This is a genomic window from Yeosuana marina (assembly GCF_011762485.1).
Taxonomy (GTDB): domain Bacteria; phylum Bacteroidota; class Bacteroidia; order Flavobacteriales; family Flavobacteriaceae; genus Yeosuana; species Yeosuana marina.
Window position 1 is genome coordinate 77,274 of record NZ_JAAKGI010000001.1, and the last position, 16,232, is coordinate 93,505.

Sequence of the window (16,232 nt, forward strand, 5' to 3'; positions counted from 1 at the left end):
TAAATAGAATGCTGTTAATGATTGGTTAAAATATGAAAACTAGTGAGTTAATAATTGGTTAAAAAAAAAGCGCAACACTTAATAGTATCGCACCTTTTAACATATTTTTTAATATCTGTGTTACAAATTGTTACTTTTTGCTTCAATACTTGTATTTAAAACTGGTCGTAAAATAACTCTATTGTCAATATAAGTTTCTAAAATAGATTGCTTCACATCGAAATTTAATGAAAAAGAATAGTCCATACCAGGCTCTAATGTTTTAATTGTTCTAACAACCAATCCTTTAGCATGTTCGCTATTCATAACCAGCGGAAGTGTTTCTCCATTAATAACTATCGTATTATTGCTTCCTAAAACCAATTTGATTTCGTAAATTTCTCCTGCTGGAATTTTTAAACCTGAAACTAATTGCGCTGTTGAATTTTCCGTTAAGTCTAGTAAATTATAAACACCCTTACTGTTGGCATTTAAACTCAACCAACAATCTGGTATGGTTTCGTCATCTATAACTTTCACTTGAACATCTAATACTTCTATATTAACCGCATCAAAATTTGCTTTATTACCAACTAAATCTACAGAGACTGTTGTTTTATCTAACTGAATATCTTGAATGTTAGAATTAAGACTATCAGTACTACAACTTAAAAAAATCGTTAAAAAACTCAAAAAAACAGATGTTCTACATATATGTAACATGTTCATAATCAGTACTTAATTAGTGTTATTGAACAAGTATACAATATTAAGCGAGCTTTGAGTATTTTTATATATGAATTACAAAAAAAACTATACAAAACGCAAATTGCTCCTTGAAATCTTAAAAAAAGAAAGAGATAGTTCCTGTAACTATTAACATAGATTCCTTAACTGTACATAATATAAATGTTAATGTATAGGTGTTTAGCAGAATGATTTATAAATTTGGTATGCATATAATATTTAGACCACTAAAAAATACTTAAAAAATGATAAAAACAGCCCTGATTACTGGAGCAACAAGCGGAATTGGTAAAGCAACAGCTTACGAATTTGCCAAGAACGGCATCCGATTAATTTTATGTGGCAGACGTCAAGAACGCCTTCAAGCCATAAAAAAAGAGTTAGAAACTTTAACCGAGGTCTATACTCTAAGCTTTGATGTACGAGATAATGCCGGAGTTAAAAATGCCATACATTCTCTTCCAGACAATTTTAAACATATTGATATTCTTATTAATAACGCAGGAAACGCACATGGGTTAGATCCTATACAAACTGGGAGTATTGAAGATTGGGATGCCATGATGGATATTAATGTTAAAGGTTTGTTGTATGTAAGCAGAGCTATTATTCCTCAAATGACCGAGCGAAAATCTGGTCACATCATCAATATTGGCTCATCGGCAGGTAAAGAAGTCTATCCTAAGGGAAATGTGTATTGCGGAAGTAAGCATGCTGTTTTAGCTATAACCGAGGGCATGCGTATTGATTTAAATCCGTATGGAATAAAAGTAGGTGCTGTAAACCCTGGACTCGTTGAAACCGAATTTTCTAAAGTCAGGTTTAAAGGAGATAAAATTGCAGATACTGTTTATGATGGATTTAAAGCATTGCAAGCAGAAGACATCGCAGACATTATATATTTTGTCATTTCACGTCCTTACCATGTAAATATTGCAGATTTATTGGTATTCCCAACGGCGCAGGCCAATAGTACAACGGTTAAAAAGGAATTGTAATAAACATAAATTAAGATTCCTGCCTTCGCAGGAATAAGTACCATGATTAACAAACGTCTCCTCATAAAACACCTTTTAGCTCATAATGATGAGAACAGTTTTTATGACAAAAAACGTAAGATAGATATTAGTCATAAAGAAGGGAAGGCGAAATTTTTAAAACATATTTGTGCGCTCTCAAACAGCAACCCAAAAAACAACTCGTATATCGTAATAGGGGTAGAAGATGAAGACAATACTATTGTTGGTGTTGACTTTTTTGATGATAGTAAAATACAAAACCTCATTAACGCCTATTTAACCAATCCGCCAATTGTGCAGTACGAGAATATCCCTTTTCCACATTTGCCCGATGATAAAGTTGTTGGATTAGTAACCATTAGAGCTACCGGTAAAATAACCTCTCTAAGAAAAAATATCTGGAAATACTACGGGGGTTCGGTGTTTTTTAGAGAAGGGAGCATGAGCATGCCAAAAGTTTTTGATATTGAAGTAAAAGATATTAATTCAAAAATTGTTGAGGCTATAGAAAATCATGCTCAAAATAATATTGAACACACCTTAAATGGTGTTTTTGATTTTATGAATAAGCGGCAAGACTATCATCCTCAATACAAGGTTTTTAAAGAGTATTTTGTGTTGTGTTGGGCAGGACAGAAAAAAATAGTAAAAGATGAAACCTTTTTCTCTAGAGTAGATATTGAACTTGTGAATGAACAAGTACGCTTATTTTTTTCAACCTTAGATGAAGTATCTATCAGCTATGATGAAAACTATTTTAAAATTATTGAATATGTCAATTTAGGATTTCAAAATAATAACAAGTATTATCAACTTGAAGAAACCCTAATTTGCTTTGAAGATAATGCTAATTATAACATAGAAACCAAACTTCTTTTTCAACCACCACAATTTGATAAAAAGGTTTTACATCATATGTACAACAGTAATAATGCGCTCTTAGAAAAACTTAAGAAAGGATTATTACTTTCGAAACATGAAGAACTTGATTTAAGAAACTTACCCGCCACCTATTTAATTTGTTATCTAAATTTATTTCATGAAGCGATAGATAAACTAAATGAAGCCAAAACCTATTTAAAAAATCATAGTACAGAAGTATATGATTTTTATAAAGAATCTATTAGAATTTTAAGAAAAGTTAAATATAGCTAATACTATATTATTTAACATTAACTTAACATTTTCGTAGGATTATAAAACAATAAAATATGCATTTTTGCACTGCTATTAATCAATTACATTTAACCTTGTTTCTCCCGATAAAGTTTCGGCATTGAAACAAGGTTTTTTTATGCTATACTAAATTTACAAATCGAATTTAATTCCTTGTGCTAAAGGCAACTCAGTTGTATAATTTATGGTATTTGTTTGACGGCGCATATACACTTTCCAAGCATCACTACCAGACTCTCGTCCGCCACCAGTTTCTTTTTCACCACCAAAAGCACCTCCAATTTCAGCACCAGAGGTTCCAATATTCACATTCGCAATACCACAATCAGATCCTTGAACCGATAAAAAGTGTTCTGCTTCCCGTAAGTTATTTGTCATAATGGCTGAGCTTAATCCTTGAACTACACCATTTTGAATTTCGATAGCATTTTCAACATTACCTGAATATTTTAACAAGTATAATACAGGAGCAAAAGTTTCATGCTGAACAATTTTAAAATCAGGTTTAGCTTCGGCAATTGCAGGTTTCACATAACATCCACTTTCATAACCTTCTCCTGAAAGTACACCGCCTTCAACTAAAATTTTCCCTCCTTCTTCAACCACTTTTTCTAAAGCATTTTGGTACATTTTAACCGCGTCTTTATCAATTAAAGGTCCTACATGGTTGTTTTCGTCTAATGGATTTCCAATTCGTAATTGTTTATACGCATCAGCAACAGCAGTTTTTACTTTATCGTAAATAGACTCATGAATAATTAAGCGTCGTGTACTTGTACAGCGTTGACCGGCCGTTCCCACAGCACCAAAAACAGCACCAATAACAGTCATTTTTATATCCGCATCTGGCGTTACAATAATAGCATTGTTTCCGCCTAATTCTAATAAGGATTTCCCTAAACGTTTAGCAACTTCTTGCGCCACAATTTTACCCATTCGGATAGAACCTGTGGCAGAAATTAATGGAATCCTGGAGTCCTTAGTCATAAATTCTCCTACTTTATAATCACCATTAATTAAGCACGAAATACCTTCTGGTAAGTTGTTTTTTGCAAAAACTTCGGCTGCAATGTTCTGACAAGCGATACCACACAATGGTGCCTTTTCACTAGGTTTCCAAACACAAACATCGCCACAAATCCATGCTAAAGCAGTGTTCCAAGACCAAACAGCTACTGGAAAATTAAAGGCTGAAATAATACCAACAACACCTAATGGGTGATATTGCTCGTACATACGATGTCCTGGGCGCTCACTATGCATGGTTAAACCATGTAATTGTCGAGATAGTCCAACAGCAAAATCACAGATATCTATCATTTCCTGAACTTCACCCAATCCTTCTTGGTAACTTTTACCCATTTCATAAGACACTAGTTTACCTAAAGCTTCTTTCTTTTCACGCAATTTATCACTAAACTGTCTCACAATTTCTCCTCGTTGAGGCGCAGGCATTGTTCTCCAAGTTTTAAAAGCCTTTGTAGAGGTTTCCATTAATTGCTCATAATCAGCTTTTGAAGTTGTTTTTACTTTAGCAATTAGTTGACCATCAACAGGCGAATAACTTTCAAGAATCTCTCCATTTGAAAAATTTTCAGAACCTGTAGATGTTCCTTCATTTATCTCTTTAACTCCTAATTGATTTAAGGCTTCTTTTATTTCGAAATCTGCAGTAATTGCTTCCATATTAAGATTAATTTTACGAATTATATAATTTTAGCGTAAAGATACTAATAAAAAGTTGTTCTAAAAGCAGACTTCATTTTTAAATAATGTAACTTTATCACAACTCTAATTTCTCTTTTAAACATGAAAAAACTGCTCTTTCTAATCTTGTTATCGTCCATTTTAATTGGATGTAACAATGAAAAAAAATCGATTGATTCTAATTCTAATTTAAAAAAGGTTAATAATTTCGCTATTGTCATTCATGGTGGAGCCGGAACTATTTTAAAAAAGAATATGACAACAGAAAAAGAGGAGGCGTATAAGCTAAAAATAGAAGAAGCCATTAAAGTGGGTTATAACATTTTAAAAAACGGCGGAAACAGTGTAGATGCTGTTCAAAAAACCATTAATGTTTTAGAAGATTCGCCATTATTTAATGCTGGAAAAGGAGCCGTTTTTACCAATGCTGGCACTAACGAGCATGACGCTTCTATTATGGATGGTAAAACATTAAATGCTGGCGCTTCTGCCGGCACTTCAACGGTTAGAAATCCTATTAATTTAGCAAGAGCAGTAATGGATGAGTCTCCTCATGTTATGCTTTCTGGTAAGGGTGCAGAAGAATTTGCAAAAGAGCAAGGTTTAGAACTTGTTGATCCTAGTTATTTTTATACTGAAAACAGATTTCAATCTCTTCAAAAAATTAAAAATAACGAACAGGCTTCTTCAGAAATAGATGATAAAAACGCCTTTTATGATCCCAATATTAAAGACTCTAAATTTGGTACTGTTGGTTGTGTAGCCCTTGATAAAAATGGTAATTTAGCTGCAGGTACTTCAACAGGTGGAATGACTAACAAACGCTGGGGGCGCATTGGCGACTCGCCTATTATTGGAGCAGGAACCTACGCAAATAATCAAACGTGTGCGGTTTCCAGTACCGGTTGGGGAGAGTTTTTTATAAGAGCCGTTGTTGCGCATGATATTTCAGCCTTAATGGAATACAAAAGATTAACACTACAAGAAGCCGCAAAAGAAGTCATTCAAAAAAAGCTTCCAGAACTTGGTGGAGATGGTGGCATTATTGCCGTTGATAAAAACGGTAATATGGTTACGGAATTTAATACCGCTGGTATGTATCGTGCAACCATGAATGATAAAGGAGAATTATATATAGGAATATATAAAGAAGATTAATTTTTAAGAACTATTTAACAAATACACAACGACTAAAACTTTAAAATTGAACGTACTTATTTTAACAAGGAATCGCCTACATTTCTGTTTTTGAAGTTTATTATCTATCAAATCCATCAAACTATGTCATTATTAAAAAAAAATTTCGCATTAGTTCTGTTAATCACATTTGCGATATCCTGTAAAAAAAACCCCGTTGAAACAAACAATATTTTTAAATTTCGAGATTATATCAGTTATACATCTGCCGGGTTAGTTTCAGTAGCAGATCCTATTCAAATTAATCTTGCTAAAGAAGTTGAAGGATGGGAAATGGGACAAAAAATCACCAATGATATTGTTTCCATATCGCCTTACGTTGAAGGAACATTAACTGTTGTAAACAAGCACACACTTGCTTTTATGCCTGATGAACATTTAGATCCTTCTACTGAATATACAGTAAGCGTCAAATTAGATGACATTTATAAAGACATTCCTAACGACTTTGAAACCTACACGTTTCAGTTTAAAACCATTACACCAAGTTTCTCCATTACAACCAACAATTTACAATCTTACAGTAAAGAATGGCAATATTTAAATGCTATGATGCGCTCTGCCGATGTCATATCTTTAAAAAAAGCAAAACAATTAGTTAAGGCAACTCAAAGTGGAAAAGACCTGCCCATTGTGTTCAATGAAGCTTCTGAAAATGCTAAAGTTTTCGAATTTAAAATTGATAGCATTAACCGAAAAACAGACGATAGCAATATTCTGCTAACATGGAATGGCTCTCCTATAAAAGCGGAAAATAAAGGAGAAAACACAGTGCTTATTCCAGGAATTAACAACTTTACTATTGTGGATGTGGATGTGGTACAATCACCCGAACAGTATGTATCAATTAACTTTTCAGACCCTCTAAAAAAACAACAAAATTTTGATGGTTTAGTAAGCATTCAAAAGGTAAAAAACCCCAAGTATATTGTTGATGGCAATGTTTTAAAAGTATATCCAGATAGCAAATTGGTTGGCAATATTCAGGTAGATGTTTTTCAAGGCATCAACAACACCTACGGGTTTAAACTTAAAAAACCGTTTTCGGAAACCATAGCTTTTGAAGACTTAAAACCTAGCGTTCGCCTTATTAGCAACGGAACCATTTTACCAAATTCACAAGAATTAAAATTTAATTTTGAAGCGGTTAACCTTAGTGCAGTTGATGTTAGAATTATTAAAATTTTTCAAGATAACATTCTTCAGTTTTTACAAGATGATAACTTAAATAGCAACAATGCTTATAACATTAGAAAAGTAGGTAGACGCATAGCCAAACAAACCATTCAACTTCAAACCGAAGCAGAAAACACGGGAAAATGGAAAGCCTACAGTATTGATTTGTCTAAATTTTTTCAAGCAGATCCTGGCGCTATTTATCGTGTAGAATTGAGTTTCAGTAAAAGTTATTCTTTATACGATTGTACTGCAAATGCTTCCGTTAGTAATTCTGAAGATGATGGCTATAATGATTACCACGAAGACGATTATTATGACAGCGATTATAACGAACCCATTACCGAAGATGAAGAATTACGAGAAGAACAATATTGGGATAACCTCACCTACCGCTACAAAGACTACAATTATAATTGGCGTGAAGAAAATAACCCATGCCATGAGGCGTATTACAACGAATCAAAAATTGTATCTCAAAACTTGTTAGCATCAAACCTTGGTGTTATTGCAAAACAAGGCGCCAATAATTCGTATTACTTTGCGGTTACCAATATTTTAACCACGAACCCAGAAGCTAATGCTACTATAAAACTTTACAATTTTCAGCAACAAGAATTGGCTAGCAAAATAACCGATGAAGACGGTTTAACCTTATTCGATTTAAATAAAAATGCAGCTTTTGCTATTGTTACAAAAGGCAAAAATACGACTTACTTAAAACTTGCAGATGGCAACTCCTTATCATTAAGTAAATTTGATGTGTCTGGAAATAAATTACAACGCGGACTTAAAGGTTATCTGTATGGTGAGCGTGGTGTTTGGCGACCTGGAGACACGTTGCATCTTACCTTTATTTTAAATGATGAAACCAATCCGTTACCAAAAGGGCATCCTGTTAAACTCGAAATTACAGACCCAAATGGCAAATTGGTTTATAAAAATATTACAGCTGATAATCTTAATAATTTCTATAAATTCACTGTACCAACATCTTCCGAAGACAACACAGGAAATTATAACGCCAAAGTATCGGTTGGAGGCGCTACGTTTTACAAAGGCTTAAAAATTGAAACGGTTAAACCAAATCGTCTTAAAATTAAAGTGGATTTTGAAAATGAAGTTCTTACAAGTAACGAACCGCTTAAAGGAACACTCGATGTTACTTGGCTTCATGGCGCTCCTGGTAAAAACCTAAAAGCAGAAATTAAAGCAAAAATAAGTCCGTCTTATACAGGTTTTAAAAATTATAAGGACTATACCTTTAACGACCCTACGCGTCAATTTAATACGGAAGAGGTTAATGTCTTTGAAGGAAAAGTAGATGAAAACGGTACTGCTAAAATAAACAACAAACTAGAGGTCGGTAAAAATGCGCCTGGCATGTTAAATGTTCAGTTTTTAGTGCGTGCTTTTGAAAATGGAGGCGACTTCTCTATGGATGCGTTTACAAAACAATATGCACCTTACAAATCGTTTGTTGGGTTGCATTCTCCTAAAGGAAATGCCTACGGCTCATTTTACACAGACGAAAATCAAACCTTTGATGTGGTTGTGGTTGATGCTAAAGGGAAACCCGTTAAACGCAGCAATCTAGAAGTGAAAATCTATAAAATTGAGTGGCGTTGGTGGTGGAGTTCATCTTACGATAATCTGTCCAGTTATGTGTCAAGCACCTATCACAGACCGTATTTCGATACCAAAGTAAATACCGATGAAAACGGAAAAGGGCATTTTAATTTAAACATCCCTGATAAGGAACGCGGACGCTACCTCATCAGAATTTCAGACCCTGTAAGTGGTCACGCAACTGGTAGAACTGCCTATTTCTACAAAAATTGGTATACGCCACCGGGAGATAAAGAAGCTGCTAAAATGTTAGTGTTTTCAGCCGATAAAGAACAGTATAATGTGGGCGAAACTGCAACTATTACCTTTCAATCGGGTAGTGAAGGTCGTGCACTAGTGAGCATTGAAAACGGCTCCGAAGTATTGGATTACAAATGGGTAAAAACTCAACAAGGCGAAACTACAGTCAAGATTCCTGTCACATCAGATATGGCGCCTAATGTGTTCATTAATATTTCACTATTACAGCCTCACGCCATTACAGCCAATGATTTACCTATTCGTTTATACGGCATTATTCCTATGATGGTTGAAGATCCCAACACCAAATTAGAACCCGTATTAAAAATGCCCGATGTATTACGCCCCGAGCAAACCTTTGAAGTATCTGTTTCTGAAAAAAATAAAAAACCCATGACCTATACTATAGCGATGGTTGAAGAAGGCTTATTGGATTTAACCCGATTTAAAACTCCGAATGCTTGGGACGAATTTTATAAACGAGAAGCCTTAGGTGTAAAAACTTGGGATGTATTTGATGATGTTATTGGCGCGTACAGTGGAAGTATTGATCAAGTATTTGCAATTGGTGGTGACGGTAGTGCCTTAGCTGGAAAAAACAAAAAAGCCAATCGGTTTAAACCCGTAGTTACCTATTTAGGCCCTTTCACGTTAGAAGCAGGAAAAACAGCTAAACATACCATTAAAATGCCAAACTATATTGGTGCCGTTCGCACTATGGTTGTGGCTGGAAATAATAAGAATGAAGCCTACGGAAGCACCGACAAATCTGTTCAAGTTAAAAAACCGTTAATGGTATTGGCTTCGCTTCCGCGGAAATTAAGTCCAGGTGAAAAAGTAACCTTACCGGTAACGGTGTTTGCCATGGAACCTCAAGTGAAAAACGTAAACATTAGTTTAAAATTAAGTCATGGGATTTCAGTTGTTGGAGACCAAACCAAAGCTTTAACATTTGCACAACCAAATGAACAAATGACATATTTTGAATTGGATGTTAGCAAAGCAAAAGGTATAAATACTGTTGAAGTTATTGCCTCAGGAAATGGCGAAAAGTCAACTTATAAGGTAGACATCGATGTTGTTAATCCAAACCCAATCACATCAAAAGCAATTGATAAAACTGTAACCGCAAATGCCAGTGAAACTCTTGACTTTTCAACCTTTGGTATACCTGGAACAAATTCGGCAACCATTGAGTTTTCAACATTGCCTCCAATGGATTTTTCTCGCAGATTACAGTACTTAATCCAGTATCCTCATGGTTGTATCGAGCAAACCACCTCGAGCGTATTTCCGCAGTTATTCTTAAATGATATTTTCGATTTAACAGCCGACAAGAAAAAAGATATTGAAAACAATATCAAAAATGGGATTATTCGCTTAGGTCACTTTCAACAACCTAATGGAGGCTTGAGTTATTGGATGGGAGAAAACGCCACGAATGATTGGGGTACTAGTTATGCAGGTCATTTTATGATAGAAGCCGAGAAAAAAGGCTATGTGTTACCATTAACTTTTAAAAGCAACTGGATTCAATACCAAAAACAAGCTGCTAGAGATTGGAGACCAAGTTATAGAAGTTACAATTCAGATCTCGCACAAGCATATCGTTTATACACGTTGGCATTAGCAGGAAGTCCAGATTTAGCTAGTATGAACCGTTTACGAGAGTTTTCGGAAATCTCAAATGAAGCCAAATGGCGTTTGGCTGCTGCGTATGCGTTGGTTGGACAAAAAGAAGCTAGTGATAACATTTCTAAATCAGCCAACATCAACTTCAAACCTCATGATTACAATTATTACACCTATGGTTCGGTAGATAGAAATCGTGCTATGGCCTTAGAAACTATGGTGCTCACTAAAAACTCTAACATGCGAGAACTTGCTGAATATATTGCCAAAGATTTGTCAAGTTACCGATGGATGAGCACACAAACCACCGCCTATAGTTTATTGGCTATGGCAAAAATGGTAAATGCAAACGGAGGAAAAGCACTAAAAGTAACCTATAGTGTTAACGGAAAATCTGAAACCATCAACACCAAAAATGCTATTGCGCAACGTGATATCAAAGTTATTGAAGGCGCTAATACTATCTCGGTAAAAAACGATATAAGTAATGTCGTTTATGTGCGTGTTTTAAATTCAGGAAAGCTGCCATTAGGACAAGAATTAGCAGAACAACGCGGTTTAAGCGTTTCTGTGCAATACAAAGATTTAAAGGGAAATAAAATAGATGTATCTAAGTTACAACAAGGTCAAGATTTTGTGGCAATGGTAAGCGTTAGTAATTTAAAAAATGAACGCATCAATGACGTAGCATTAACCGAAATATTCCCATCTGGTTGGGAAATTGTCAATACCCGATTTACCGATTTTGGTGATACAACAGTGAGTCAAGCACGTTATACCGACATTAGAGACGATCGTGTAAATTTCTATTTTGACTTACCAGAAAAAGGAAATCATGGCACCAAAACGTTTAGTGTTATGCTAAATGCATCTTACTTAGGAACCTATTATTTACTTGGAATTCAAGCGGAGGCTATGTATGATAACGAGTATTTAGTGCGAACAAAAGGACAATGGGTAACGGTTGAAAAATAAAATATATCGCCATTATGAAGAAAGAATAACTGAAGTAATCCTTTTAATTGAATTTAAAATAGAGAGATTACTTCGTTTCTTTTGTAATGACGATTGTATTAATATCCTTGATATATGAAAAAATTTAAGCCCTATTACGCTGTTATTTTCACCTCAACCCAAAATGAAAACATTAAAGGGTATTCAGACATGGCAAACGTTATGGAAGAACTTGCCAAACAACAACCAGGATTTATAGGATTGGATAGCGCCAGAAATGATGTTGGAATTACGGTAAGTTATTGGGAAAGTTTAGAAGCCATTAAAAACTGGAAACAACACACAGACCATCTTGTTGCGCAACAAAAAGGCAGACAAGATTGGTATAGTTGGTATAACGTACGAATATGTAAAGTTGAACGCGAGTATGAATTTAACAAATAACTGTCATTGCGAAGGAAGCATGACTGAAGCAATCATTTTAAATTGAACAGATTGCTTCGTGCCTCGCAATGACACTTCATTTAAAACTTGAAACGAATAATAGCTTATATAAAACGTCATAAAATAAAGTCAGCAATTATAGTTGTACTTTTAATTGCCTATTATTTTTGTTTGCCAAAACAACTATTTAAAGACCCAACAGCTACTGTTATTACAAGTTCAAAAAATAAATTGTTGGGGGCGCAAATAGCTGACGATGGACAATGGCGATTCCCACAAAACGATAGTATTCCAGAGAAATTCAGAACCTGTATCATTCAGTTTGAAGATGAGTATTTTTATAAGCATCCAGGGTTTAATCCTGTGTCTATTTTTAAAGCATTACGAGACAATCTAACATCTGGTAGCATAAAACGGGGCGGAAGCACCTTAACGCAGCAAGTCATTCGGTTATCTAGAAAAAATCAAAAACGCACCTATTTTGAAAAATTTATAGAAATTATTTTAGCAACGCGATTAGAACTTCGTGAAAGCAAAGATCAAATTCTAGCATACTATTCTAGTAACGCACCTTTTGGCGGAAACGTTGTGGGACTAGATGCTGCATCATGGCGCTATTTTAATAGAAATCCTAACGAATTATCTTGGGCAGAAAGTGCTACTTTAGCCGTTTTACCCAATGCTCCCAGTCTTATTTATCCAGGAAAAAATCATGAGCGTTTATTAAAAAAAAGAAATACACTTCTTAAAAAATTATTGAAAAATAAGGTGATAGATTCGTTAACCTATTCTTTATCAATAGCCGAAAGTTTACCACAAAGACCCTATCCGTTACCTCAAATAGCTCCTCATTTATTGCAAAAAGTATCACAATCCTATAACGGTAAAAGTATTCAAACCACTATTGATATGCACTTGCAAAAACGTGTTAATCAAATTGTAAAAACCCATTACAATCAATTAAGTCAGAATGAAATTTACAATGCAGGCGTTTTAATTTTAGATGTAAAAACACGGCAAGTTTTAGCCTATGTTGGCAATTCACCAACTGATAAAACCCATCAAAAAGATGTGGATATTATAGATAAACCCAGGAGTACAGGAAGTATTTTAAAGCCCTTTTTGTTTGCAGCTATGCTAGATGCTGGTGATTTGCTCCCCAATACATTAGTAGCAGATGTTCCCACTCAATTTGGAAGTTACAATCCCGAAAATTATAACAAAACTTATGACGGTGCTGTACCAGCAAGCAAAGCTTTATCGCGTTCTTTAAATGTGCCTGCTGTTAGAATACTTCAGGAATTTGGGCTAGATCGATTTTATCATTACTTAAAAATGCTCTACCTAAAAGATTTAAAATACAACGCCAATCATTACGGATTGTCGCTTATTTTGGGTGGTGCCGAAAGTAACCTTTGGGATTTATGCAAAAGCTACGCAGCGTTGTCTTCAACCTTAAATCATTTTTCTGAAACTTCAAGTGAGTATTACAGCAATGAGTTTTGTGAACCCACTTTTTTAGCTTCGGAAAACATTGATTTCGGAAAAAAAACACACGATAAAACATTATTTGATGCTGCTTCTGTTTATTTAACCTACGAAAGTTTAAAGGAAGTAAACCGTCCTGAAGGTGATGAAAGCTGGGAGTTTTATGATGGTTCTAAACAAATAGCTTGGAAAACAGGGACTAGTTTTGGGTTCCGTGATGCCTGGGCCATTGGCTCCACAAAAGATTATGTAGTTGGTGTTTGGGTAGGTAATGCCGATGGTGAAGGACGACCAGGTTTGGTTGGTGTGCAAGCAGCTGCTCCCATTTTATTTGATGTATTTGATTTGTTACCAAATAGTGAGTGGTTTGCCAAACCCTTTGATGAGATGCAAGAAGTCTCTATTTGTAAAAAAAGCGGGTATAGAGCCTCTCCAAATTGTAAAGATGTTGAAACCGAATTTATTCAAATAAGCGGACTTAAAACAAAACCTTGTCCATATCATATCATTGTTCATCTGGATAAAACGGAAACCTATCAAGTTAATTCATCTTGCGAAGACATCAATAACATAAAAAACACATCTTGGTTTGTCCTGCCACCTCTAATGGCTTATTATTATAAAACTAAAAACCCGTTTTACAGACCCTTACCAAAATTTAGAAGTGATTGTTTAGGAGAATCCGCTATGACTATGCAATTTATTTATCCAAAGGAAAATAATACTATTTTTTTACCAAAAGATTTTAATGGAAAAACTAACGATTTGGTACTGAAAATAGCCCACTCAAAACCTGAAACCACGGTATTTTGGTATGTAGATGAAACCTATGTTGGAAGTACCAAAGATATTCATGAGTTAGCCATTATTCCAAAGCAAGGCAAGCACCTCATTACCGTTGTAGATGAATTTGGCAATGAAGCCAAACGACGGATCGAAATTTCAGAATAAATTCATAACTTTATAAAAATCAAATTGTTATATCATGCCTGCTTTTCCAAAACCAAATTTTGTTTATGATTTTGATCTCAATCAAGAAATTGAAAATCTGTTAACACATAAAGCTAAGCGGAAAATTCCAAAAAAATCTAATGACAAACTATTAATTGCTACTTGGAATATTGCTAACCTTGGCTTACAGAAACGTTGGAATGAACATTATAAGCTAATTGCAGAAATTATAAGTTGGTTTGATATTATTGCCATACAAGAAACAAATCAAAACCTTGAAGGCTTAAACAATATTGAGCTAGAACTCCCAACTTACTACGATTTAATTTTTTCTGATAAAAGCGGAAATAACGAACGCTCTGCCTTTATTTATAACAACGAAAAAGTGCAACTTTTAAATTTAATTGCAGAAATTTCTATTCCTCCTAAAGACCATAGATATATAAAAATTAAAGGCGTAAACACAAAATTTAATGGCTTTGATAGAAATCCCTATTTGTGCTCTTTTGAATGGAATAATAATAAGCTCATTTTTATAACCGTTCATTCTTTCTTTGGAAGTGAAAAGAAAGCAGATATTGAAAGACGCTCACTTGAAGCTTATGCCATTTCACGTTATGCCGAATTAAGTAAAAACTCAAAATACTCTTTTTCAAAAAACATAATAACCATGGGAGATTTTAATATCCCAAAAGTTGAAGTTGGAGACGAAACTTATGAAGCGTTAATGAAGCGTGGTTTAAAACTTCCTGAACATTCTACGCAGGTTTACTCCAATATTAATAATGATAAACAATACGATCAAATTGCTTTTTTACCCGCATTAAAATCTAAAATTACTAGCCACGGTGTATTTGATTTTGACAGTGCTATTTTCGAAAATCTTTGGCAATCTAGTGTTCCAAATTTCAAAAAATATTTAAAATATTATATATCAGACCATAGACCTATGTGGATGGAATTGGAGTTATAAACTCATCTTCTTATAAAGGTTTTTAGCATACTATGGTCAGATTCCGTAGTGAAAAACTTTTCGGTTTTCAAAACCTTTAAATCCTTAGACACCCAAATATGATCTAACGACAATAACGGAATATTATAAAACCACGTTTCTCTAAAACCATTCCCTTTTTTGTTAAACGCTTGATTAAAATCTTTTTTAAGTTGCTTTAAATAGATGGATTCATAAGGCGTATTAAAATCTCCTAAAACAATAGTGTTATCTGTTCTTGTTATAGATTTATTGACAAAGTTTAATTCCCATTCTCTAGGTACATCTGGACTTCCCTGAACATCAACAGCATAAAAATCGATTCCTGCTGTTTTAAAATCTATGACTGTTGTACCATATTTTGAGACACTCTCACTTTTAATATCTAAAGGTGTTTTAGAGAAAATAAAAAGTTCTCTGTCTGATTTGTAACAATAGTAATTTGGATATTTTTGTTTAAACTCCTCAAGATTATTTTTAGGAGATTCAACAAGCAACATAACATCTGGAATACCTCCATTTTTATTAAAAGCCTTTTGAAAGTCATTCTTTCTAGATTCATTCCAAAAAACAACTTCTATATCTGATTCTTTAACAGTATCAGGAATGTGTACTTTAAAGCTTTTACCTAACCAAATTAACAGTAATATTGAAGCCACTATAAAGTTATATCGTCGCCACCTTTTTGTTAAAACAATAGACATCATTAAAATAATAAAAATAATAACAGGTAAAGGGAACGCATAAAAAAATATGGACGACCAAAACGTGCGTTCTTTTATAACAAAATGGGATGCTAATAACACTAAAATAGTTGTAACATCTAAAAATTGCAATAAAAATTGTATCAGTTTAAGTCCTGTTTTAAAGGGATCCTTTTTGCTAACTCCCATAAATATATT

10 protein-coding genes are annotated in these 16,232 nt (G+C 34.1%); 7 read left to right on the plus strand and 3 right to left on the minus strand.

Features of this window, described 5'->3' with window-relative positions:
- Positions 1 to 120: 120 nt before the first annotated feature.
- Positions 121 to 708 (minus strand): DUF4382 domain-containing protein, encoded by a 588-nt coding sequence (locus tag G5V56_RS00295; protein WP_166959519.1) that lies wholly within the window; start codon positions 706 to 708, stop codon positions 121 to 123.
- A gap of 263 nt (positions 709 to 971) precedes the next feature.
- On the opposite strand from G5V56_RS00295, the gene G5V56_RS00300 reads away from it, so the two are divergent.
- Entirely contained in the window at positions 972 to 1,724 is a 753-nt protein-coding gene (locus G5V56_RS00300) for an SDR family NAD(P)-dependent oxidoreductase (RefSeq protein WP_166959521.1), read from the plus strand.
- A gap of 42 nt (positions 1,725 to 1,766) precedes the next feature.
- Positions 1,767 to 2,900: an ATP-binding protein gene (locus G5V56_RS00305; protein ID WP_166959524.1), complete on the plus strand. Its 1,134-nt coding sequence runs from the start codon at positions 1,767 to 1,769 to the stop codon at positions 2,898 to 2,900.
- Between the two features lie 153 nt (positions 2,901 to 3,053).
- On the opposite strand, the gene amaB is transcribed toward G5V56_RS00305, so the two are convergent.
- Positions 3,054 to 4,607 carry an L-piperidine-6-carboxylate dehydrogenase gene (amaB, locus tag G5V56_RS00310; RefSeq protein WP_166959527.1) on the minus strand — a complete coding sequence of 518 codons (1,554 nt, stop codon included), beginning with the start codon at positions 4,605 to 4,607 and terminating at the stop codon, positions 3,054 to 3,056.
- A gap of 123 nt (positions 4,608 to 4,730) precedes the next feature.
- Between amaB and G5V56_RS00315 the strand changes: the two genes are divergently transcribed.
- From G5V56_RS00315 to G5V56_RS00335, 5 genes are all read left to right on the plus strand, one after another.
- Positions 4,731 to 5,786, plus strand: coding sequence for an isoaspartyl peptidase/L-asparaginase family protein (locus tag G5V56_RS00315; RefSeq protein WP_166959530.1), 1,056 nt, complete (start codon positions 4,731 to 4,733; stop codon positions 5,784 to 5,786).
- Between the two features lie 123 nt (positions 5,787 to 5,909).
- Positions 5,910 to 11,477 carry an alpha-2-macroglobulin family protein gene (locus tag G5V56_RS00320; protein ID WP_166959533.1) on the plus strand — a complete coding sequence of 1,856 codons (5,568 nt, stop codon included), beginning with the start codon at positions 5,910 to 5,912 and terminating at the stop codon, positions 11,475 to 11,477.
- A 114-nt stretch (positions 11,478 to 11,591) separates the two neighbouring features.
- On the plus strand, positions 11,592 to 11,900 hold the full coding sequence (locus tag G5V56_RS00325; protein WP_166959536.1) for an antibiotic biosynthesis monooxygenase family protein: 309 nt from the start codon (positions 11,592 to 11,594) through the stop codon (positions 11,898 to 11,900).
- Between the two features lie 87 nt (positions 11,901 to 11,987).
- Complete coding sequence (gene pbpC / locus G5V56_RS00330; protein ID WP_166959539.1) at positions 11,988 to 14,339, plus strand: penicillin-binding protein 1C; 2,352 nt, start codon at positions 11,988 to 11,990, stop codon at positions 14,337 to 14,339.
- A 34-nt stretch (positions 14,340 to 14,373) separates the two neighbouring features.
- Complete coding sequence (locus G5V56_RS00335; RefSeq protein WP_166959542.1) at positions 14,374 to 15,312, plus strand: endonuclease/exonuclease/phosphatase family protein; 939 nt, start codon at positions 14,374 to 14,376, stop codon at positions 15,310 to 15,312.
- A 2-nt stretch (positions 15,313 to 15,314) separates the two neighbouring features.
- Here G5V56_RS00335 and G5V56_RS00340 read toward each other — a convergent pair whose 3' ends face one another.
- A complete protein-coding gene (locus G5V56_RS00340) occupies positions 15,315 to 16,223 on the minus strand; it encodes an endonuclease/exonuclease/phosphatase family protein (RefSeq protein WP_166959545.1) in 909 nt (302 codons plus the stop codon).
- Between the last annotated feature and the right edge of the window lie 9 nt (positions 16,224 to 16,232).

Bases quoted from the DNA above. Each gene is read 5' to 3' on its own strand.
- G5V56_RS00295 (WP_166959519.1), bottom strand. From the start codon at position 708: ATGAACATGTTACATATATGTAGAACATCTGTTTTTTTGAGTTTTTTA.
- G5V56_RS00325 (WP_166959536.1), top strand. From the start codon at position 11,592: ATGAAAAAATTTAAGCCCTATTACGCTGTTATTTTCACCTCAACCCAA.
- G5V56_RS00335 (WP_166959542.1), top strand. From the start codon at position 14,374: ATGCCTGCTTTTCCAAAACCAAATTTTGTTTATGATTTTGATCTCAAT.
- G5V56_RS00315 (WP_166959530.1), top strand. From the start codon at position 4,731: ATGAAAAAACTGCTCTTTCTAATCTTGTTATCGTCCATTTTAATTGGA.
- G5V56_RS00300 (WP_166959521.1), top strand. From the start codon at position 972: ATGATAAAAACAGCCCTGATTACTGGAGCAACAAGCGGAATTGGTAAA.
- G5V56_RS00305 (WP_166959524.1), top strand. From the start codon at position 1,767: ATGATTAACAAACGTCTCCTCATAAAACACCTTTTAGCTCATAATGAT.
- G5V56_RS00340 (WP_166959545.1), bottom strand. From the start codon at position 16,223: ATGGGAGTTAGCAAAAAGGATCCCTTTAAAACAGGACTTAAACTGATA.
- G5V56_RS00320 (WP_166959533.1), top strand. From the start codon at position 5,910: ATGTCATTATTAAAAAAAAATTTCGCATTAGTTCTGTTAATCACATTT.
- amaB (WP_166959527.1), bottom strand. From the start codon at position 4,607: ATGGAAGCAATTACTGCAGATTTCGAAATAAAAGAAGCCTTAAATCAA.